Origin of the sequence: Streptomyces kanasensis (genome assembly GCF_043077165.1) — a bacterium.
GTDB classification, from domain to species: Bacteria; Actinomycetota; Actinomycetes; order Streptomycetales; family Streptomycetaceae; genus Streptomyces; species Streptomyces changanensis.
On record NZ_JBIBSF010000002.1, the window covers coordinates 528,545 to 549,515 of the forward strand.

General features: G+C 72.2%; 21 protein-coding genes and 1 pseudogene. 14 read left to right on the forward strand and 8 right to left on the reverse strand.

All coding sequences use genetic code 11. The annotated features are described in order from the left end of the window. Positions 1-93: 93 nt before the first annotated feature. The 7 genes from ACF053_RS07510 to era all read left to right on the forward strand — a co-directional run bounded on the left by ACF053_RS07510 (position 94) and on the right by era (position 6,021). Positions 94-1,215 (forward strand): carbohydrate kinase family protein, encoded by a 1,122-nt coding sequence (locus tag ACF053_RS07510; protein ID WP_391952984.1) that lies wholly within the window; start codon positions 94-96, stop codon positions 1,213-1,215. A 158-nt stretch (positions 1,216-1,373) separates the two neighbouring features. After that, positions 1,374-2,366 (forward strand): PhoH family protein, encoded by a 993-nt coding sequence (locus tag ACF053_RS07515; protein WP_391952985.1) that lies wholly within the window; start codon positions 1,374-1,376, stop codon positions 2,364-2,366. A 30-nt stretch (positions 2,367-2,396) separates the two neighbouring features. Beyond that, positions 2,397-2,894: an rRNA maturation RNase YbeY gene (ybeY, locus tag ACF053_RS07520; RefSeq protein WP_228982569.1), complete on the forward strand. Its 498-nt coding sequence runs from the start codon at positions 2,397-2,399 to the stop codon at positions 2,892-2,894. Further along, on the forward strand, positions 2,891-4,186 hold the full coding sequence (locus tag ACF053_RS07525; RefSeq protein ID WP_058944698.1) for a hemolysin family protein: 1,296 nt from the start codon (positions 2,891-2,893) through the stop codon (positions 4,184-4,186). The genes ybeY and ACF053_RS07525 overlap by 4 nt, the downstream gene beginning before the upstream one ends. Then, positions 4,183-4,539, forward strand: coding sequence for an MmcQ/YjbR family DNA-binding protein (locus tag ACF053_RS07530; RefSeq protein ID WP_391952986.1), 357 nt, complete (start codon positions 4,183-4,185; stop codon positions 4,537-4,539). The genes ACF053_RS07525 and ACF053_RS07530 overlap by 4 nt, the downstream gene beginning before the upstream one ends. Positions 4,540-4,632: 93 nt before the next feature. After that, positions 4,633-4,986: a cytidine deaminase gene (locus tag ACF053_RS07535; protein WP_391952987.1), complete on the forward strand. Its 354-nt coding sequence runs from the start codon at positions 4,633-4,635 to the stop codon at positions 4,984-4,986. A gap of 84 nt (positions 4,987-5,070) precedes the next feature. Next, positions 5,071-6,021 (forward strand): GTPase Era, encoded by a 951-nt coding sequence (era, locus tag ACF053_RS07540; RefSeq protein WP_391952988.1) that lies wholly within the window; start codon positions 5,071-5,073, stop codon positions 6,019-6,021. Positions 6,022-6,042: 21 nt separating this feature from the next. Here the strand turns inward: era and ACF053_RS30230 are convergent, their stop codons facing one another. From ACF053_RS30230 to ACF053_RS07550, 3 genes and pseudogenes are all read right to left on the reverse strand, one after another. Beyond that, positions 6,043-6,267: a protealysin inhibitor emfourin gene (locus ACF053_RS30230; RefSeq protein ID WP_449336532.1), complete on the reverse strand. Its 225-nt coding sequence runs from the start codon at positions 6,265-6,267 to the stop codon at positions 6,043-6,045. A 45-nt stretch (positions 6,268-6,312) separates the two neighbouring features. Continuing rightward, positions 6,313-6,456, reverse strand: a pseudogene (locus tag ACF053_RS07545) (protealysin inhibitor emfourin); the annotation flags it as partial. Positions 6,457-6,465: 9 nt separating this feature from the next. Then, positions 6,466-7,536, reverse strand: coding sequence for a M4 family metallopeptidase (locus ACF053_RS07550; protein ID WP_391952989.1), 1,071 nt, complete (start codon positions 7,534-7,536; stop codon positions 6,466-6,468). Positions 7,537-7,831: 295 nt separating this feature from the next. Here ACF053_RS07550 and leuA point away from each other — a divergent pair, with 295 nt between their 5' ends. Continuing rightward, positions 7,832-9,589 carry a 2-isopropylmalate synthase gene (gene leuA / locus ACF053_RS07555; protein ID WP_391952990.1) on the forward strand — a complete coding sequence of 586 codons (1,758 nt, stop codon included), beginning with the start codon at positions 7,832-7,834 and terminating at the stop codon, positions 9,587-9,589. 157 nt (positions 9,590-9,746) lie between these two features. Continuing rightward, positions 9,747-10,451 carry a TerB family tellurite resistance protein gene (locus tag ACF053_RS07560; RefSeq protein ID WP_391952991.1) on the forward strand — a complete coding sequence of 235 codons (705 nt, stop codon included), beginning with the start codon at positions 9,747-9,749 and terminating at the stop codon, positions 10,449-10,451. 84 nt (positions 10,452-10,535) lie between these two features. Here ACF053_RS07560 and ACF053_RS07565 read toward each other — a convergent pair whose 3' ends face one another. Continuing rightward, complete coding sequence (locus ACF053_RS07565; RefSeq protein WP_391952992.1) at positions 10,536-11,903, reverse strand: FAD-dependent oxidoreductase; 1,368 nt, start codon at positions 11,901-11,903, stop codon at positions 10,536-10,538. Positions 11,904-12,162: 259 nt separating this feature from the next. Between ACF053_RS07565 and recO the strand changes: the two genes are divergently transcribed. Together recO and ACF053_RS07575 are read left to right on the forward strand one after the other, a co-directional pair. Next, positions 12,163-12,909 carry a DNA repair protein RecO gene (gene recO / locus ACF053_RS07570; RefSeq protein ID WP_058944707.1) on the forward strand — a complete coding sequence of 249 codons (747 nt, stop codon included), beginning with the start codon at positions 12,163-12,165 and terminating at the stop codon, positions 12,907-12,909. A 28-nt stretch (positions 12,910-12,937) separates the two neighbouring features. Then, positions 12,938-13,798, forward strand: a complete 861-nt coding sequence (locus ACF053_RS07575; protein WP_391953206.1) for an isoprenyl transferase — start codon at positions 12,938-12,940, stop codon at positions 13,796-13,798. 131 nt (positions 13,799-13,929) lie between these two features. Here the strand turns inward: ACF053_RS07575 and ACF053_RS07580 are convergent, their stop codons facing one another. From ACF053_RS07580 to ACF053_RS07595, 4 genes are all read right to left on the reverse strand, one after another. Further along, positions 13,930-14,346 carry a Fur family transcriptional regulator gene (locus ACF053_RS07580; protein WP_391952993.1) on the reverse strand — a complete coding sequence of 139 codons (417 nt, stop codon included), beginning with the start codon at positions 14,344-14,346 and terminating at the stop codon, positions 13,930-13,932. Positions 14,347-14,474: 128 nt separating this feature from the next. Further along, a complete protein-coding gene (locus ACF053_RS07585; RefSeq protein ID WP_391952994.1) occupies positions 14,475-15,368 on the reverse strand; it encodes a metal ABC transporter permease in 894 nt (297 codons plus the stop codon). Positions 15,369-15,370: 2 nt separating this feature from the next. Further along, a complete protein-coding gene (locus ACF053_RS07590; protein ID WP_391952995.1) occupies positions 15,371-16,138 on the reverse strand; it encodes a metal ABC transporter ATP-binding protein in 768 nt (255 codons plus the stop codon). A 37-nt stretch (positions 16,139-16,175) separates the two neighbouring features. Continuing rightward, the gene (locus ACF053_RS07595) at positions 16,176-17,213 is read right to left on the reverse strand and encodes a metal ABC transporter substrate-binding protein (protein ID WP_391952996.1); all 1,038 of its coding nucleotides are present in this window, start codon (positions 17,211-17,213) and stop codon (positions 16,176-16,178) included. 144 nt (positions 17,214-17,357) lie between these two features. On the opposite strand from ACF053_RS07595, the gene ACF053_RS07600 reads away from it, so the two are divergent. The 3 genes from ACF053_RS07600 (at position 17,358) to dusB (ending at position 20,727) form a co-directional block, all read left to right on the forward strand. Next, positions 17,358-18,740: a glycine--tRNA ligase gene (locus ACF053_RS07600; protein ID WP_391952997.1), complete on the forward strand. Its 1,383-nt coding sequence runs from the start codon at positions 17,358-17,360 to the stop codon at positions 18,738-18,740. 236 nt (positions 18,741-18,976) lie between these two features. After that, positions 18,977-19,198 (forward strand): DUF6243 family protein, encoded by a 222-nt coding sequence (locus ACF053_RS07605; protein WP_391952998.1) that lies wholly within the window; start codon positions 18,977-18,979, stop codon positions 19,196-19,198. Positions 19,199-19,590: 392 nt separating this feature from the next. Then, positions 19,591-20,727, forward strand: a complete 1,137-nt coding sequence (gene dusB, locus ACF053_RS07610) for a tRNA dihydrouridine synthase DusB (protein ID WP_391952999.1) — start codon at positions 19,591-19,593, stop codon at positions 20,725-20,727. Positions 20,728-20,971: the final 244 nt, after the last annotated feature.

Consider the following 20,971-nt stretch of genomic DNA (forward strand, 5'->3'; position numbering starts at 1 on the left):
CGCCGCTCCCTGATCCGGCCCCGATCCCGGAGCGTACGCGGGACGGATCGGGCAGACTGGCCGGAACCGCACCGCGCGACCGGGGAGCCCGCCGTGACCACACCCGAGCCCATCGGAGGACAGCAGCACCAGCACACCGCCGGTGTCGACCCGCTCGGAGGGCTCCGCACGCCCGAGGACCCCGAGTGCGACGTCTTCCTCACCGGCACCGTGTTCCTGGACATCGTCTTCACGGGTCTCGACAGCGCCCCCGTCCGCGGGACGGAGACCTGGGCCCGGGGCATGGGCTCCAGCCCCGGCGGCGTCGCCAACATGGCCACCGCCCTGGCCCGGCTCGGCCTGCGGACCTCCCTGGCCGCCGCGTTCGGCGACGACCACTACGGCGAGTACTGCTGGGACGCCCTCGCCCACGGCGAGGGCATCGACCTGTCGCGCTCGCGCACGGTGCCCGGCTGGCACTCGCCGGTGACGGTCTCCATGGCCTACGACGGCGAGCGGACGATGGTCTCGCACGGCCACGAGGCCCCGCCGCCCGAGGGGTCGGTCCCCACCTGTCCGCCGCGGGCGCGTGCCGCCGTGGCCTCCCTCGTGCCCGGCCGCCCCGAGGAATGGGTGGCCGGGGCAGCCCGCCACGGCACGCGGATCTTCGCCGACGTCGGCTGGGACGAGACCGGCCGGTGGGACCTGGGCGCGCTGGCGGAGCTGGAGCACTGCGGGGCGTTCCTGCCGAACGCCGAGGAGGCCATGCGCTACACCCGCACCGACTGCCCCCGGGCCGCCGCCCGCGCCCTCGCCGACCGGGTGCCGCTCGCCGTCGTGACGCTCGGCGCCGACGGCGCCTACGCCGTGGACGGGGCCACCGGCGAGACCGCCGAGGTGCCCGCCATCTCCGTGACGGCGCTCGACCCCACGGGAGCCGGGGACGTCTTCGTCGCCGGCTTCGTCACCGGCACCCTCGCCGGGTGGCCGCTCGCCGACCGGCTGGCCTTCGCCGGGCTCACGGCGGCGCTCTCCGTGCAGGAGTTCGGCGGGTCGCTCTCCGCCCCCGGCTGGGTCGAGGTGTCCGCGTGGTGGAGTTACGTGCAGAGCTGCTCCGACCAGGAGCCCGCGGCGCTGCGCCGGTACGGCTTCCTCGACGCGCTCGTGCCGCCGCCCGGCCGCCGGTGGCCGCTGCGCCGCGCGGTGCCCACCATCGGCTTCCGCAGGTCCGCCTGAGGCGGGGGCGGCTCCGCCCGGGACCGAGGCGGCTCCGCCCCGAGCCTGGGAAAAGCCTTCGGGCTCGGGTGCGGTACGCCGTACCCTGGACAGTCCAGTGGTTGTCGACAGGCGAGAACCCTGCAACAGGAGGTATGCGCAGGCCAGAGGGCCGGCCCATGACTCACACACCCACAGATCAGGTACGGGCCCACTTCACCGTGCCCGCGAAGCATCCGATGGTGACCGTGCTCGGCTCGGGTGACTCCCTGCTCCGCGTCATCGAGCGGGCCTTCCCCCGCGCCGACATCCACGTCCGGGGCAACGAGATCAGCGCGGTGGGCGACGCCGCCGAGGTCGCACTCATACAGCGGCTGTTCGACGAGATGATGCTGGTGCTGCGCACGGGGCAGCCCATGACGGAGGACGCGGTGGAACGCTCGATCGCCATGCTCAAGGAGGAGACCGGGGGAGAGGCCGAGACGCCGTCCGAGGTGCTCACCCAGAACATCCTCTCCAGCCGCGGGCGCACCATCCGCCCCAAGACGCTCAACCAGAAGCGGTACGTCGACGCGATCGACAAGCACACGATCGTCTTCGGCATCGGCCCCGCCGGCACGGGCAAGACCTACCTCGCCATGGCCAAGGCGGTCCAGGCCCTGCAGTCCAAGCAGGTCAACCGGATCATCCTGACCCGGCCGGCCGTCGAGGCGGGGGAGCGGCTCGGCTTCCTGCCGGGCACGCTCTACGAGAAGATCGACCCGTACCTGCGCCCCCTGTACGACGCGCTGCACGACATGCTCGACCCCGACTCGATCCCGCGCCTCATGGCGGCGGGCACGATCGAGGTGGCGCCCCTGGCGTACATGCGCGGCCGCACGCTCAACGACGCCTTCATCATCCTCGACGAGGCACAGAACACGAACCCCGAGCAGATGAAGATGTTCCTCACCCGGCTCGGCTTCGACTCGAAGATCGTCATCACCGGTGACGTCACGCAGGTCGACCTGCCGAACGGCACCAGGAGCGGTCTGCGGCAGGTGCAGGACATCCTGGACGGCGTCCAGGACGTCCACTTCTCCCGCCTCACGTCCCACGACGTCGTCCGCCACAAGCTGGTCGGCCGTATTGTCGACGCGTACGAGAAGTACGACACCCGAAACGGGCGTTGACCACCCGAAGCGAGAGACCGAAACAGCACCATGTCGATCGACGTCAACAACGAGTCCGGCACCGAGGTCGACGAGCAGGCGATCCTCGACGTCGCGCGCTACGCCCTCGCGCGGATGCGCATCCATCCCCTGTCCGAGCTCTCGGTGATCGTCGTGGACGCCGAGGCGATGGAGCAGCTGCACATCCAGTGGATGGACCTGCCGGGCCCGACGGATGTCATGTCCTTCCCGATGGACGAGCTGCGCCCACCGTCGAAGGACGACGACGAGCCGCCGCAGGGGCTGCTCGGGGACATCGTGCTCTGCCCCGAGGTCGCCGAGCGGCAGGGTCGTGAGGCGCCCACGCAGCACTCCATGGACGAGGAGCTCCAGCTCCTCACCGTCCACGGCGTGCTGCACCTCCTCGGCTACGACCACGAGGAGCCCGACGAGAAGGCCGAGATGTTCGGCCTCCAGGCGGCGATCGTCGACGGCTGGCGGGCGGAGAAGGGCCTGACCGGCCCCTCCCCGGCGCCGACCGTGTCATGAGCGGCCAACTCGTCCTGGGCGCGGTCGCGCTCGTCGTGGTCGCCTGGCTCGCTGCGTGCGCGGAGGCGGGCCTCGCCCGGGTGTCCAGCTTCCGCGCCGCCGAGGCCGTGCGGTCCGGGCGGCGCGGGGCGGCCCGCCTCGCCCAGGTCGCCTCGGACCCGACCCGGTACCTGAACGTGGCGCTGCTCGTCCGGGTGGCCTGCGAGATGGCCGCCGGGGCGCTCGTCACCTACGCCTGCCTGGAGGAGTTCGCGACGACGTGGGTCGCGCTGGTCGTGGCGATCGGCGTGATGGTCCTCGTGTCGTACGTCGCCGTCGGCGTCTCGCCGCGCACGATCGGCCGGCAGCACCCGCTGAACACCGCCACGGCCGCGGCGTACGTCCTGCTGCCGCTGGCCCGCGTCATGGGGCCGGTCCCGCAGCTGCTGATCCTCATCGGCAACGCGCTCACCCCGGGCAGGGGCTTCCGCAAGGGCCCCTTCGCGTCCGAGGCGGAGCTGCGGGCCATGGTCGACCTGGCCGAGCAGGAGTCGCTCATCGAGGACGACGAGCGCCGCATGGTGCACTCCGTCTTCGAACTGGGCGACACCCTGGTCCGCGAGGTGATGGTGCCGCGCACCGACCTCGTCTCCATCGAGCGGTACAAGACCGTCCGCCAGGCCCTCACCCTCGCCCTGCGCTCCGGCTTCTCCCGGATACCGGTGACCGGCGAGAACGAGGACGACATCGTCGGCATCGTGTACCTGAAGGACCTGGTCCGCAAGACCCACGTCAACCGCGAGGCCGAGTCCGACCTCGTCTCCTCCGCCATGCGGGCCGCGGCCTTCGTGCCGGACACCAAGAACGCCGGCGACCTGCTCCGCGAGATGCAGCAGGAGCGCAACCACGTCGCGGTCGTCATCGACGAGTACGGCGGCACGGCCGGCATCGTCACCATCGAGGACATCCTGGAGGAGATCGTCGGGGAGATCACCGACGAGTACGACCGGGAACTGCCGCCCGTCGAGGAGCTCGGCGACGGCCGCTACCGCGTGACGGCCCGGCTCGACATCGGCGACCTGGGCGAGCTCTTCGGGCTCGACGCCTACGACGACGAGGACGTCGAGACGGTCGGCGGGCTCCTCGCCAAGGCCCTGGGCCGCGTGCCCATCGCCGGCGCGTCGGCCGTGGTCGACCTGCCCGACGGCCGCGCGCTGCGGCTCACCGCCGAGTCCCCGGCCGGCCGCCGCAACAGGATCGTGACGGTCCTCGCGGAGCCGCTGCCGCCGGAGCCGGAGGACGAGGCCGCGTGACGCCCGAGCGGCTGAGGGCGTTGTGCCTGGGCTTCACCGCCGCGGTGGAGGAGTTCCCGTTCGGCCCGGAGACGTCGGTCTTCAAGGTCGGCGGGCGGATGTTCGCCCTCGGCGCGCTCGACGCCCGGCCGCTCCACCTGAACCTCAAGTGCGACCCCGAGGAGGCCCTGCGGCTGCGCGCCGAGCACCCCGGGCTGATCGTCCCCGGGTACCACATGAACAAGCGGCACTGGAACACCGTCACCGTCGGCGCCCTGCCCGCGCCGCTCGTCCGGGAGCTGGTCGAGGACTCCTACGACCTGGTCGTCGCCGGCCTCCCCCGGGCGGACCGCCTCCGCCTGGACCGGCCGTAGGCGCACCCCGTACGGGCGGACCGTCTCCGCCCGGACGGGGTGCGTGGGCCGACTGCCTCGGGAGGGCGCCGGGCGCCGACTTATCCTCGGGGCATGACACAGAGCACCGAACTCGACCCCGAGGACCGCAAGATCATCACGCTGGCGCGCAGCGCCCGCGCCCGCAACGGCGTCCCCGAGGGGGCGGCGGTACGGGACGAGACCGGCCGCACGTACGTGGCCGGGACGGTCGCCCTGGAGTCGCTCCGGCTCAGCGCGCTGCGCACCGCCGTGGCGATGGCCGTGGCCAGCGGCGCGCGGTCGCTGGAGGCGGCGGCCGTCGTCTCGGAGGCCGCGGCCCTCGACGACGCCGACCTCGCCGCGGTCCGCGACCTGGGCGGGCCGGCCACCCCGGTGCTGCTGGCCGGCCCGGACGCGGTCGTGCGCGCCACCGTGACGGCGGGCTGACCGGCGGGTCCGGCGGGCTCCGGCCGCCCCCGGCGGTGCCCGCCGGACCCGCGCGGTACGTGGCGCGTGTCCGGATCGGGGACAATGGCCCCCATGAGCGTTCGTAAACCAGAAACCGAAGCGACCCACCGGGCCGGCTTCGCGTGCTTCGTCGGCCGTCCCAACGCGGGCAAGTCCACCCTCACGAACGCCCTGGTCGGACAGAAGGTGGCCATCACCTCCAACCGTCCGCAGACCACCCGCCACACCGTGCGCGGCATCGTGCACCGGCCCGACGCGCAGCTCGTCCTCGTGGACACGCCGGGCCTGCACAAGCCGCGCACGCTGCTGGGCGAGCGGCTCAACGACGTCGTGCGCACCACGTGGGCCGAGGTCGACGTCATCGGCTTCTGCCTGCCGGCCGACCAGAAGGTCGGCCCGGGCGACCGGTACATCGCCAAGGAGCTCGCCGCGGTCAGGAAGACCCCGAAGGTCGCCATCGTCACCAAGACGGACCTCGTCGACTCCAGGACCCTCGCCGAGCAGCTCATCGCCATCGACCGGCTCGGCAAGGAGCTGGGCATCGAGTGGGCGGAGATCGTCCCCGTGTCGGCGGTGGGGGACAAGCAGGTGCAGCTCGTCGCCGACCTGCTGGTCCCGCTGCTGCCCGAGGGGCCGGCGCTCTACCCCGAGGGCGACCTCACCGACGAGCCCGAGCAGGTCATGGTCGCCGAGCTGATCCGCGAGGCGGCCCTGGAGGGCGTCCGCGACGAGCTGCCGCACTCGATCGCCGTGGTCGTGGAGGAGATGCTGCCCCGCGAGGGCCGCCCCGAGGACCGGCCGCTGCTCGACATCCACGCCAACGTCTACATCGAGCGCCCCAGCCAGAAGGGGATCGTCATCGGCCCCCAGGGCAAGCGCCTGAAGGAGGTCGGCATCAAGTCCCGCAAGCAGATCGAGGCGCTGCTGGGCACCCCGGTCTTCCTCGACCTCCACGTCAAGGTGGCGAAGGACTGGCAGCGGGACCCGCGCCAGCTGCGCAAGCTGGGCTTCTGAGCCGGGCGGCGGAGGGGGCGCTCACGCCCCCTCCCGCAGCACCCGCGACACCAGTTCCCGCTGCGCGTCGGTCAGGTCCGGTTCGGCGCAGTGCGCCGTCCGGCCGTCGACCGTGATCTCGTAGTGGAACCCGTCGGGCACCCCCGCCCCCCGTCCGGCGGACCCGTCGCCACAGGGCCCGTCCCCGGCCGCCCCGCCCCCGGACCCGCCGTCCGCCGTGCCGCCGTCCGCGGACCCGCGGCCCACCGTGCCGCCGTCCGCCGTGCCGCCGCCGACCGTGCCGTCGGCCGCGGCCCCGTCCCGGGCCGTGGCGCCGGGCAGGGCCGCCCCGACCAGCCGGTGCCACACGTCGGCGTCCGGCAGGTCGGAGGTGTCCACCCCCGCCCTGCGCTCGATGCCCGCGAAGCCACCCGTGCGCCGTACCTCGATTCGCATGGCCCACGTCTACCCGCCGGTCGGCACGCCCACCGTCGACCACGCCTTCAGCACCGCCTCGGCCTCAGCGCCGGAGGCGCCGTACCGCTCGCGCGCCGCCGCCGCGGTCAGCCGGGCGAACGCGGCGAAGTCCGCCGTCTCCTTGAGCTTGCCGCCGGTCAGCACGTCGTACCAGATCTGCCCGGCCCGCTCCCAGGCGTGCCCGCCCAGCGCCGTCGCCGTCAGGTAGAAGGCGTGGTTGGGGATGCCGCTGTTGATGTGGACCCCGCCGTTGTCGGCGGCCGTGTCGACGTAGTCCGCCATCCGCGCCGGCTGCGGGTCCTTGCCGAGGACGTCGTCGTCGTACGCCGTGCCGGGCGCCTTCATCGAGCGCAGCGCCTCGCCCCGCACACGGTCCGACAGGAGGCCCGCGCCGATCAGCCAGTCGGCCTGCTCGGCGGTCTGGCTTAGGGCGTACTGCTTCACCAGCGACCCGAAGACGTCCGACATGGACTCGTTCAGGGCGCCGGGCTGGCTGAAGTAGGCGAGGTTCGCCGTGTACTGGGTGACGCCGTGCGCCAGCTCGTGGCCGATCACGTCCACGGCCAGGGTGAAGTCCTCGAAGACCTCGCCGTCGCCGTCGCCGAACACCATCTGCTCGCCGTTCCAGAAGGCGTTGGCGTACTCCCGGCCGTAGTGGACGGTCGCGTCGAGCGGCAGGCCCGCGCCGTCGACCGAGTCCCGCCGGAAGGCTTCGAGGAAGAGCGTGAAGGTGGCGCCGAGTCCGGCGTACGCGCGGTTGACGGTCGCGTCGCCCCCGGGCTCCTGGCCCTCGGCGCGGACCTTCTTCCCGGGCAGCCGGGTGCCGTGCTCGGCGTCGTGGACCGTGCGGCGGGGCGCGCCGCCGGCCGCGTCGCGGGCGACCGTGCGGGTGCCCGTCACGGTGGCCAGGCGGCGTGCGGCGCGGTTGGCCTCGTCCGCGGCGAGGGTGCGGCGGGCGGCCGCGGCGGCCGCCGTGTCGCCGGAGCGGGCCAACCGGTCGAGGAGGTGCGGGGGGACGATCGTGCAGAACACCCGGGAAGGGCGAGGGAACGCAGTCATACCTCGCAATGTGGCAGCGTGTCACCGCAAAGTCACCGGTTGCGACGGGGATTGACGAAAAGGAGTGATTGCTCACCCTTTGGGGATTGGCGGCGCGGCGTCCCGCATACTGGAACGGCACCTCCGCCCCCGTCGCCCCTGGGCTAGGCTGCTGCGCATCATGCGTTTCGGGCTGCTTCTCCTTAGCCGCCGCGGCGAGGGCCTGTAGTCGTAGGCCGACCCCCTCCCCGCGGAGTCTGGTGCTGCTTCGACCCAGTCGGCCGTCCCGTGCAGGACACCCGAGGAGCCCTACGCCATGTCCCAGCCCGTCGGTCGCCCCACGCCCGTCACCAACGCCACGCACGCCCAGAAGCCGTCCGGGATGCCGATCCACAAGTACGGCCCGTACGAGGCCGTAGACATCCCCGACCGCACGTGGCCGGACCGGCGCATCACCAAGGCGCCCCGCTGGCTCTCCACGGACCTGCGGGACGGCAACCAGGCGCTGATCGACCCCATGTCGCCCGCCCGCAAGCGCGAGATGTTCGACCTGCTGGTACGCATGGGCTTCAAGGAGATCGAGGTCGGTTTCCCCTCCTCCGGCGAGACCGACTTCCAGTTCGTGCGCTCCATCATCGAGGACGGCGCGATCCCCGCGGACGTGACGATCTCCGTCCTGACGCAGGCCCGCGAGGAGCTGATCGAGCGGACCGTCGAGTCGCTGCGCGGCGCCCACCGGGCCACCGTGCACCTGTACAACGCCACCGCGCCCGTCTTCCGCCGCGTCGTCTTCCGCGGCTCCAAGGACCAGGTCCGGCAGATCGCCGTCGACGGCACGCGCCTGGTGATGGAGTACGCCGACAAACTGCTGGGCGACGAGACGGTCTTCGGCTACCAGTACAGCCCGGAGATCTTCACCGACACCGAGCTGGACTTCGCCCTGGAGGTCTGCGAGGGCGTCATGGACGTCTGGCAGCCCGAGGAGGGCCGCGAGATCATCCTCAACCTGCCCGCGACGGTGGAGCGCTCGACGCCCTCCACGCACGCGGACCGGTTCGAGTGGATGTCGCGCCACCTGTCCCGGCGCGCGCACGTCTGCCTCTCCGTCCACCCGCACAACGACCGCGGCACCGCCGTCGCGGCGGCCGAGCTGGCGGTCATGGCCGGCGCCGACCGCGTCGAGGGCTGCCTGTTCGGGCAGGGCGAGCGGACCGGCAACGTCGACCTGGTCACGCTGGGCATGAACCTGTTCTCGCAGGGCGTCGACCCGCAGATCGACTTCTCGCAGATCGACGAGATCCGCCGCACCTCCGAGTACTGCAACCAGATGGAGGTCCACCCGCGCCACCCCTACGCGGGCGACCTGGTCTACACCGCCTTCTCCGGCTCCCACCAGGACGCCATCAAGAAGGGCTTCGACGCGATGGAGGCCGACGCGGCCGCCGCCGGGAAGACCGTCGACGAGATCGAGTGGGCCGTCCCGTACCTGCCGATCGACCCCAAGGACGTCGGCCGCTCCTACGAGGCGGTCATCCGGGTCAACTCCCAGTCCGGCAAGGGCGGCGTCGCCTACGTCCTGAAGAACGACCACAAGCTGGACCTGCCGCGCCGGATGCAGATCGAGTTCTCGCGGATCATCCAGGCGAAGACCGACGCCGAGGGCGGCGAGGTCACGCCGAAGGACATCTGGGCCGTCTTCCAGGACGAGTACCTGCCGAACCCGGACAACCCCTGGGGGCGCGTCCAGCTGCGGTCCGGGCAGACCACCACGGACAAGGACGGTACGGACACGCTGACCGCCGAGGCCGTCGTGGACGGCGTCGACACCGTGCTGAGCGGTTCCGGGAACGGCCCGATCTCGGCGTTCTTCGACGCGCTGCAGTCCATCGGCATCGACGTGCGGCTGCTGGACTACCAGGAGCACACGATGAGCGAGGGCGCCTCCGCGCAGGCCGCCTCGTACATCGAATGCGCCATCGACGGCAAGGTCCTGTGGGGCATCGGCATCGACGCCAACACCACCCGCGCCTCGCTGAAGGCCGTCATCTCGGCGGTCAACCGCTCCGCGCGCTGAGTCCCCCGAGCCGCGTCGCCGAACCCCGTCCCCCGGTCGAGGACGGGGTTCGGCCATGTCGTTGGCGTTCTCCGGACGAGGTACTGACGGCGCATCACGGATGTGGCTAACATCACGTGCACGTCGGCAAGGTGGCCGAGGCGTCAGGAGGTGCGACGTGCAGACAACACGGGGATCGCGGAGATCACGTGGCCGGAAGCTCCGCATTTGTTCCGTCCACACCTCGTGGCACACCGTCGGCGACGGTGAGTTCTTCTGCCCCGGCTGCGGCGGTGACCGCAACTACCGACGCCGTACCGGCCAGCGCCGCCTCACCCTCCTGGGCGTCCCGCTGCTGGCGCGCGGGGTCACCGGCCCCGTCGTCGAGTGCGCCGCCTGCCACGACCGGTTCGGCACCGACGTCCTGGACCACCCCACCACGGCCCGGTTCTCCGCGATGCTCCGCGACGCCGTGCACACCGTGGCCCTCGCGGTCCTGGCCGCGGGCGGCACCTCCTCCGCCACGGCCGTGCGGACCGCGGTCCACGCCGTCCGGGCCGCCGGGTACGAGGACTGCACCGACGACAGCCTCACCGGCCTCATCGACGCCCTCGCCGCCGACACCGGCCGGTACCTCGGCGACGTGGACGGGCCGTGCGGCGCGGCCCTCGCCATCGAGCTGCACGAGGCACTCGAACCGCTCGCCCCGCACCTCGCCGCGGCCGGCCGCGAGTCGATCCTGCTGCAGGGGGCCCGGATCGCCCTCGCCGACGGCGCCTACAGCCCCGCCGAGCGGGAGGTCCTCGCCACCGTGGGCAACGCCCTGCTGCTGCGGCCCGACGACACCACCCGCCTCATGGAAGCGGCGCGCACCCCGCTCTGAGCCCCCGAGGGGCCCGGAACGGCGTACGCGCCGAGAAGGCCGCCGGCCGCCCGCGGCGGGGCAGCCGGCAGCCGGCAGCCGGTGTCAGACCTCGACGCCGCTCGCCCGCAGCATCTCCTCGCGCTCCACGATCTTCACGCGCTCCCGGCCCTCCGCCTCGCCGCGCGCCCGCTCGGCCGCGTCCAGCCGGTACCAGCCCTCCCAGGTGGTGTAGGCGACGCCCCGGCCCTCCAGGAACCGCACCACGGCCTCCTCGTCCGGCGCCTCGGGGCTCAGCAGGCGGCCCTCGCGGTGGTCCTCCAGCAGGTTCGCGACGGTCTCGTTCGCGTCACCCTTGGTGTGGCCGATCAGACCGATCGGGCCGCGGCGGATCCACCCCGTGACGTACGTGGAGCGGACGGGCTCGCCGCCCTCGACCACCCGGCCGCCCTCGTCCGGGACGGTGCCGGACGCCGGGTCCCACGGCAGCTTCGGCAGCTCCTCCGAGAGGTAGCCGACCGCGCGGTAGACGGCCTGGACGTCCCAGGTGGTGAACTCCCCGGTGCCCCTGACGTTGCCCGTGCCGTCCAGCTCGGTGCGCTCGGTGCGCAGGCCGACGACCCGGCCGTCCTCGCCGAGGATCTCGGACGGCGACTCGAAGAAGTGCAGGAACAGCTTGTGCGGACGGTCGCCGACGTCCCGGATCGCCCAGTTCTCCAGGGTCTTGGCGACCATGTCGACCTGCTTGTTGGAGCGCCGGGCGTCGATGGAGCCCTGGTCGTAGTCGATGTCCTCGGGGTTGACGACGACCTCGATGCTGGGGGAGTGGTCCAGCTCGCGCAGCTCCATGGGACTGAACTTCGCCTGGGCCGGGCCGCGCCGCCCGAACACGTGGATCTCCCGGGCCCGGTTGGCCTTGAGCCCCTCGTGGACGTTCGGGGGTATCTCCGTCGACAGCAGCTCGTCGGCGGTCTTGGCCAGGACGCGCGCCACGTCCAGGGCCACGTTGCCGACGCCCAGCACGGCGACCTTCTCGGCCTCCAGCGGCCAGGTGCGCGGCACGTCGGGGTGGCCGTCGTACCAGGAGACGAAGTCGGCCGCACCGTAGGAGCCGTCGAGCTCCACGCCCGGGATCCGCAGCTCCCGGTCGGCGTCGGCGCCCGTCGAGAAGACGACCGCGTCGTAGAAGGCGCGCAGGTCGTCCAGGGTGATGTCGGACGGGTAGTCGACGTTGCCGAAGAGGCGGATCTGCGGCTTGTCCAGCACCTGGTGGAGCGCCGTGACGATGCCCTTGATGCGGGGGTGGTCCGGTGCGACGCCGTACCGGATCAGGCCGAAGGGCGCCGGCATGCGCTCGAAGAGGTCGATGGAGACGCCCGGGTCGGTGGCGGCCTCGGACTTCAGCAGGGCGTCGGCGGCGTAGATGCCGGCCGGGCCGGCACCGACGATCGCGACCCGCAGGGGGCGGGGCATGGCAGGTTCCCTTCGACGGTCAGCACTTCTCGTCCGCCAGCCTCACAAGCGCGGGGGTGGAGCGGTACCCGGTTCTGGTCTATGACCACATAAGGCATGCTTATGGGGTAGCGAAGTGACGGTTGGGGCATCACGGTCCGGTCGGACCGAGATCACCACCCTATGGGGCCCGCGGCGGTGCCCCGGCCCGGGGGGTCGACGCCCGGCCACCCGCCGGGAGCGGCACCGGGCACCTCCGTCCGTACGGGAGAATGGGCCCATGAGCCTGTTCCGTGACGACGGCGTCGTGCTGCGCACCCAGAAGCTGGGCGAGGCCGACCGGATCATCACGTTCCTCACCCGCGGCCACGGGCGCGTGCGCGCCGTGGCGCGCGGGGTGCGCCGGACCAAGTCGAAGTTCGGCGCCAGGCTCGAACCCTTCTCGCACGTGGACGTCCAGTTCTTCGCCCGCGGCAGCGAGCTCGTCGGGCGCGGCCTGCCGCTGTGCACGCAGACCGAGACCATCGCCGCGTACGGCGGCGGCATCGTCACCGACTACGCCCGGTACACCGCCGGCACCGCGATGCTGGAGACCGCCGAGCGGTTCACCGACCACGAGGGGGAGCCCGCCGTCCAGCAGTACTTGCTGCTCGTCGGCGCCCTGCGCACCCTCGCCCGCGGCGAGCACGCCCCGCGCCTCGTCCTCGACGCCTTCCTGCTGCGCTCGCTCGCCGTCAACGGCTACGCCCCCTCCTTCGTGGACTGCGCCCGCTGCGGGATCCACGGGCCCAACCGGTTCTTCTCGGTGGCGGCGGGCGGCGTCGTCTGCGGCGACTGCCGGGTGCCGGGCAGCGTCGTACCCTCGGCGGAGGCCGTCGGTCTGCTCAGCGCGCTGCTGAGCGGCGACTGGGTCACGGCGGACGCGTGCGAGGCCCGCCACGTCCGGGAGGGCAGCGGACTGGTGTCCGCCTACCTGCACTGGCACCTGGAGCGCGGACTGCGCTCGCTCCGCTACGTGGAGAAGTAGAGAACTAGGAGATGTGAGCCGCATGGCCATGGCACGACGCGGAATCCTCGGGCGCTCCAAGCGTCAGTACAAGGACCCCGAGCCGCACCCGTCCGGCGCGCGCCCGCCGAAGCTCCCCGGCGAGCTCGTCCCCGGGCACGTCGCGATCGTCATGGACGGCAACGGCCGCTGGGCCAAGGACCGCGGCCTGCCCCGCACCGAGGGGCACAAGGTCGGCGCCGAGCGGGTGCTGGACGTCCTCCAGGGCGCGATCGAGGCGGGCGTCGGCAGCATCTCCCTGTACGCCTTCTCCACCGAGAACTGGCGGCGCTCCCCGGACGAGGTGCGCTTCCTGATGAACTTCAACCGGGACTTCATCCGCAAGACCCGCGACCAGCTCGACGAGCTCGGCATCCGGGTCCGCTGGGTCGGCCGGATGCCCAAGCTGTGGAAGTCCGTCGCCCAGGAGCTCCAGATCGCCCAGGAGCAGACGAAGGACAACGACCGGCTCACCCTCTACTTCTGCATGAACTACGGCGGCCGCGCCGAGATCGCGGACGCGGCGCAGGCCCTGGCGGCCGACGTGAAGGCGGGGCGGCTCGACCCCTCGAAGGTCACGGAGAAGACCTTCGCCAAGTACCTGTACTACCCGGACATGCCGGACGTCGACCTGTTCCTGCGGCCGAGCGGCGAGCAGCGCACCTCCAACTACCTGCTGTGGCAGAGCGCGTACGCCGAGATGGTCTTCCAGGACGTGTTGTGGCCGGACTTCGACCGCCGCGACCTGTGGCGGGCCTGCCTGGAGTACGCCCAGCGCGACCGCCGCTTCGGCGGCGCCGTGCCCAACGAGGAGCTCCTCGCGATGGAGAGCGCGATGCGGGGCGACGGGACGGCCGGCGCCGAGGGCTGACGGCGGCCCGCAGGGCGGCGCCACGGCGCCCGGGCAGACGTGGAGGGCGCGGCCGCCCCCGAGGGGGGCCGCGCCCTCCGTACGTCACTGCCGCGTCCCGGGGCGGTTCGTACCCGCCCGGGGCGCCTGGTTCAGCCCCCGGCCGCCGCGCACTCCGCGCAGGTGCCGAAGATCTCCACGGTGTGCGCCACGTTCACGAAGCCGTGCTCCGCCGCGACGGACTCGGCCCACTCCTCGACGGCCGGTCCCTCGACCTCGACGGCCTTGCCGCAGCCGCGGCACACCAGGTGGTGGTGGTGCTCGCCGGTCGAGCAGCGGCGGTAGACGGCCTCGCCCTCGCTGGTGCGCAGCACGTCGACCTCGCCCGCGTCCGCGAGGGACTGCAGCGTGCGGTAGACGGTCGTCAGGCCCACGGAGTCCCCGCGGTGCTTGAGCATGTCGTGCAGCTCCTGCGCGCTGCGGAACTCGTCCACCTCTTTCAGCGCCGCCGCAACGGCGGCGCGCTGCCGGGTCGACCGGCCGCGTACGCCGGATCCTGCCGTCGCCACAGGTGTCTCCTTGCCCTCGGCCCGCTCACGCGTACGTCGTGTGTGTACGTCCGCCTTCCGTCCGGCCATTCTGCCAGGCCCCGCGGCGGGGCCCGGCCGCCGTGATCGGCGGGCGCGGCCTGATCGGGTCAGACCTTGACGTCGTCGGCGGCGCCCGCGGAGGGCCGCGCGTCGTGTCCGTGCGCCGCCCCGGCCTCCCGGGCGGCCCGGGCGCGCCGCCGGGACAGCGGCGCGGCCAGCGCGGCGAACAGGACGAACACGGCGATGGCCAGCAGCACGATCGTGGCGCCGGGCGGGACGTCCTGGTAGTACGTCGTGACGGTGCCGGTCAGGGACACCGCCGTGCCGATGAGGACCGCCACCGCGAAGGTCGACCGGAAGCTGCGGGTCAGCTGCTGGGCGGCCGCGACCGGCACCACCATCAGGGCGCTGACCAGGAGCAGTCCCACGACCCGCATGGCGACCGTCACGGTGACGGCCGCCGTCACGGCGACGAGCAGGTTCAGCGCCCGCACCGGCAGGCCCGTCACGCGGGCGAACTCCTCGTCCTGGCTGATCGCGAAGAGCTGGCGGCGCAGCCCCAGCGAGACCGCCAGGACGAACCCGGCGAGCACGCAGATCGCGGTCACGTCCTCGGCGGAGACCGTCGCGAGGGAGCCGAAGAGGTAGCTCATGAGGTTGGCGTTGGAGCCCTCGGGCGACAGGCTGGTCAGCATCACGCCGCCGGCCATGCCGCCGTAGAAGAGCAGGGCGAGCGCGATGTCGCCGCGCGTGCGCCCGTACATGCGGATGAGCTCCATCAGGACGGCACCGGCGATCGAGACGAGGCCGGCGACCCACACGGGGTTGGCGGACATCAGGAAGCCGAGGCCGACGCCGGTCATGGCGACGTGGCCGATCCCGTCGCCCATGAGGGCCTGCCGCCGCTGCACGAGGTGGATGCCGACGGCGGGTGCCGTGATGCCCACCAGGAGGGCGGCGAGGAGCGCCCGCTGCATGAAGTCGTGGTCGAGGATTTCCATGGTCAGGTGAGCAGTCCCGTGCGGAGCGGCTCGTCGGCCGCGTGCGGATGTACGTGGTCGTGGCCGGGCAGCGCGTGCTGGCCGACGGCTTCCGGCGGCGGGCCGTCGTGGACCACGCACCCGTCGCGCAGGACGACCGCGCGGTCGATCAGCGGCTCCAGCGGTCCCAGCTCGTGCAGGACCAGCAGCACGGTGGTCCCGCCGCCGACCTGCTCGCGCAGGGTCGCCGCGAGCACCTCCTGGCTCGCCAGGTCGACGCCCGCCATCGGCTCGTCCATGATCAGCAGCTCGGGTTCGGAGGCGAGCGCGCGGGCGATGAGCACGCGCTGGTGCTGGCCGCCGGAGAGCGCCCACACCGAGTCCCCGGCCCGGTCGCCCAGGCCGACGAGCTCGATGGCGCGGTCCACGGCCGTCCGGTCGGCCTTGGCGTGCCGGCGCAGCAGCCCGGTGCGGGAGAGGCGGCCCGAGGAGACGACCTCGCGGACGGTGGCGGGCACGCCGCTGGCCGCGGTGGTGCGCTGCGGTACGTAGCCGACGCGCGCCCAGTCGCGGAAGCGGCGCAGCTCGGTGCCGAAGAGGGATATCGCGCCGCCGGTGAGCGGCACCTGACCGATCACGGAGCGCACGGCGGTGGACTTGCCCGAGCCGTTCGCGCCGAGCAGGGCGACGACCTCGCCGTGGTGGACGGCGAAGTCGACACCGCGCAGCACGGGGCGTGCGCCGAGCGTGGCCGTGGCCGCCCGGACCGAGATGACGGGCTCGATGCTCACCGTGCCTCCATGGGGTGTGCGGAAGGGGAGGGCGGGGTCACTTGGCGCCGAGGGCCTTCTGGAGGGCCGCCAGGTTGGCCCGCATGACCTCGAGGTAGTCAGCGCCCCGGGACCGGTCGGTGATTCCCTCCAGCGGGTCGAGGACGTCCGTCTTGAGTCCGGTGTCGGCGGCGAGGGTCTTCGCGGTCCGGTCGCTGGCGAGGGTCTCGAAGAAGACCGTGGTGACCTTGTCCTGCTTCGCGATGGCCTGGAGCTCCTTGATCCGGGCGGGGCTCGGCTCGGACTCGGGGTCGAGGCCGGAGATGCTCTCCTGGTCCAGGCCGTACCGCTCGGCGAGGTAGCCGAAGGCGGAGTGCGTGGAGATGAAGGTGCGGGTGGTGGTGTTCTTCAGGCCCTGCCGGAACGCGGTGTCCAGGCCGCCGAGCTCCTTCACGAGCTCGTCGGCGTTCTTGCGGTACGTGGCGGCGTTCTCCGGGTCGGCCTTGGCGAGGGAGTCGCCGACGCCCTTGGCGACCTCGGCGTACTTCACCGGGTCCAGCCAGACGTGCGGGTCGCCCCCGGCCTCGGTCTCGTGGGCGTGGTCGTGGGACTCCTCCGCGGGGGACTCCTGCGCGTGGGACTCCTCCGCGTGCGGCTCCTCGGCGTGCGCCTCGCCCTCGTGGGCGCCGTGGTCGTGGCCGTCGACGGTGGTGCCGTGCGACTCCAGGGTGGTGAGGGTGGCGGCGTCGACGGTGTTCGCCACGCCCGCCTGCTTGACCGCGTCGTCGACGGCGGGCTGGAGGCCCTTGAGGTAGAGGATGTAGTCGGCCTTGCCCAGATCGGCGATCTGGCGCGTCTTGAGCTCCAGGTCGTGCGGCTCGACCCCGGGCTTGGTGAGGGTGGTCACCGAGACCTCGTCGCCGCCGATCCGCTCGGCCAGGTACTGCATCGGGTAGAACGACGCCACGACGTCCAGTTTGCCGTCCTTGTTCCCCTCCGCGCCTCCGGAGGAGCCGGAGCAGGCGGAGAGGGTGACCAGGCCGAGGAGGGCGGCACCGGCGGCGGCGGTGGTGGATATGGGGCGTCGTACGTTCATGACACTCATTTTCAACTTTCCTGGAAACGATTGTCAACAAAGCGACCAAGTGGCCCCCGCCACCCACCGATTTGATCCCGAGGGTGCGCGCGCCGCTAATCTGAGGCATTCGCCGTTCGTCGTCGTCGTTATGAAGAGAGCACCGTGGCCGCCGACAAGATCGACACCATCGTCAGCCTGAGCAAGCGCCGTGGCTTCGTCTACCCCTGCAGCGAGATCTACGGCGGCCAGAAGGCCGCCTGGGACTACGGGCCGCTCGGTGTGGAGCTGAAGGAGAACATCAAGCGCCAGTGGTGGCGCTACATGGTCACCTCCCGTGAGGACGTCGTCGGTCTCGACTCGTCGGTCATCCTCGCCTCCGAGGTGTGGGAAGCCTCCGGCCACGTGGCGACCTTCTCGGACCCCCTCACCGAGTGCACCTCCTGCCACAAGCGCTACCGCGCCGACCACCTGGAGGAGGCGTACGAGGAGAAGCACGGTCGCCTGCCCGCGAACGGCCTCGCCGACCTGAACTGCCCCAACTGCGGCAACAAGGGCCAGTTCACGGAGCCCAAGCAGTTCTCCGGCCTGCTCTCCACCCACCTCGGCCCCACGCAGGACTCCGGCTCCGTCGCCTACCTGCGCCCCGAGACCGCCCAGGGCATCTTCACCAACTTCGCCCAGGTGCAGCAGACTTCGCGCAAGAAGCCGCCGTTCGGCATCGCCCAGGTGGGCAAGTCCTTCCGGAACGAGATCACTCCGGGCAACTTCATCTTCCGGACCCGCGAGTTCGAGCAGATGGAGATGGAGTTCTTCGTCAAGCCGGGGGAGGACGAGACCTGGCAGGAGTACTGGATGGAGCAGCGCTGGAACTGGTACACGGGCCTGGGTCTCCGTGAGGAGAACATGCGCTGGTACGAGCACCCGCAGGAGAAGCTCTCCCACTACTCGAAGCGCACCGCCGACATCGAGTACCGCTTCCGCTTCGGCGGCAGCGAGTGGGGCGAGCTGGAGGGCGTCGCCAACCGCACCGACTACGACCTGTCCGCCCACGCCAAGGCGTCCGGCACCGACCTGTCGTACTTCGACCAGGAGGCCGGCGAGCGCTGGACCCCCTACGTGATCGAGCCGGCCGCCGGCGTCGGCCGCGCCATGCTGGCCTTCCTGCTCGACGCGTACGTCGAGGACGAGGCGCCCAACGCCAAGGGCAAGATGGAGAAGCGCACCTCGCTGCGGCTCGACCACCGCCTCGCCCCGGTCAAGGTGGCGGTCCTGCCGCTCTCCCGCAACCCGGAGCTGTCGCCGAAGGCCAAGGGCCTCGCCGCCGACCTGCGCCAGAACTGGAACATCGAGTTCGACGACGCGGGCGCGATCGGCCGCCGCTACCGCCGCCAGGACGAGATCGGCACGCCGTACTGCGTCACCGTCGACTTCGACACCCTCGAGGACAACGCCGTGACGGTCCGCGAGCGCGACTCGATGCAGCAGGAGCGCGTCTCCCTCGACCAGATCCAGGGCTACCTCGCCTCCCGTCTGATCGGCTGCTGACGCACCACCGCGACGCACACCAGCGGCGGAGCCCCCGGAACCTCGGGACCGGGGGCTCCGCCGTGTCCGCCGGAGGCGGCGGAGAAAACCGGATGCCGCACGCCCCCGCGGGCGCTACGGTCTTCCCCATGTTCTTCCACCTCCCGTTCTACGAGTGAGAGGGCGCCGGGCCGTCCCGGCCCGCGGCGCCCCGACCAGTCACACCCGGACGATTTCTCACCATCAGGGAGACCCCCATGGCCAAGAGCCGCAACAACCTGCTCGGTGTCGGCGGACAGCGCGGAAAGCTGTCCCGCGGAGACCGACAGGGATCCGCGCCGTCGCCCGACGCCGCCGAGCGCCGCACGGCGGCGGCCGAGGCGAAGCAGGAGCTGCTGCGCAAGATGCGCGAGCGCGTCGGTGACGCGCCGCAGCAGGAGTCGCAGGAGCAGCAGGAGCAGCAGGAGACGCAGAAGTAGGAGCGGGAGCGGCGGGGGGCCGAGTGCCCCCTTGCCGAGACGCCGTGGGCCCGGTCGCCTCGTGGGGCGGCCGGGCCCACGGCGTGCTGCGACTCCCGCCGAGCGGCGGCCACGGAGGGGCAGCCCGAACCCGGGGAGCGGCGGCCGTCGGGCGGGTCCCGAGCGCCGAGCCCGTCGATCCGGGGCCGTCGGGTGGCGCCTGCCCGATGGCGGGCATCCGCAGAGGGGCGGCCGTCGACCGGACCCCGAGTGCCGAGCCCGTCGATCTGCGGCCTGGGCGACGCCCGCCCGGTGGCGGGCGCCCGCAGAGGGCGGTCGTCGGGCGGGTCCCGAGCGGTGGCGCCCGCAGAGGGGCGGCCGGGGAGCGCGCGCGGTACGGGACAATGGGGGGCATGACCGCGTTCACCCCTCTCTCCATCGGCCCGCACACCGTGCAGCCGCCGGTGGTGCTCGCCCCGATGGCCGGTATCACCAACGCCCCGTTCCGCACCCTGTGCCGTGAGTTCTCCGGCGGCAAGGGCCTGTTCGTGAGCGAGATGATCACCACCCGGGCACTGGTCGAACGCAACGAGAAGACCATGCAGCTCGTCCACTTCGACGCGTCCGAGACCCCGCGCTCGATCCAGCTGTACGGAGTGGACCCGGTCACCGTCGGCAAGGCGGTGCGCATGATCGTGGACGAGGACCTCGCCGACCACATCGACCTGAACTTCGGCTGCCCCGTTCCCAAGGTGACCCGCAAGGGCGGCGGCTCGGCGCTCCCGTACAAGCGGCCGCTGCTGCGGGCGATCCTGCACGAGGCGGTCACCAACGCCGGCGACCTGCCGGTCACGATGAAGATGCGCAAGGGCATCGACGACGACCACATCACCTACCTCGACGCCGGGCGCATCGCCGTCGAGGAGGGCGTCACCGCCATCGCCCTGCACGGTCGCACGGCCGCCCAGCACTACGGGGGCACGGCCGACTGGGACGCCATCGCCCGTCTGAAGGAGCACGTCCCGGAGATCCCGGTGCTCGGCAACGGCGACATCTGGTGCGCCGAGGACGCCCTGCGGATGATGCGCGCGACCGGCTGCGACGGCGTGGTCGTGGGGCGCGGCTGCCTGGGCCGGCCGTGGCTCTTCGGCGACCTGGTCGCGGCCTTCGAGGGCGGCGGCGCGGTCGCCGCACCGGGTCTGCGGGAGGTCGCGGACGTCATGGTGCGCCACGCCCGGCTGCTGGGGGAGTGGATCGGCGACGAGTCGCGCGGTGTCATCGACTTCCGCAAGCACGTGGCCTGGTACCTGAAGGGCTTCGCGGTGGGGTCGGAGATGCGCAAGCGGCTGGCGGTCACCTCGTCCCTGGACGAGCTGCGCGCTCAGTTGAGCGAACTCGACCTGGACCAGCCCTGGCCCGCGGGTGCCGACGGCCCTCGCGGCCGGACGTCCGGAAACAACCGGGTCGTCCTGCCCGACGGCTGGTTGAAGGACCCGTACGACTGCGCCGCCATCAGCGCGGATGCCGAGCTGGACACGTCCGGGGGCTGATCGGCGGGTGGTCCCCGACGTCCGGATCGTGGACGTCGACGGCCGTCGACGGCGTGATTCTCGCCACCCCTGATCAGGTAGTCGCTCAGATGAGCGTGAAAGGGGTGGCTGTACTTCTCAAAGGGTGGCACTGAGTGCCACCCTTTGAGCGTTCAAGAAGTGAAGACAAGTGGGCAGGGAGGGTGCTCGGATGAGCGGTCTTTGAGGACTTCTTGACCATGACGGTTCAAGGGGTGAACCCTTC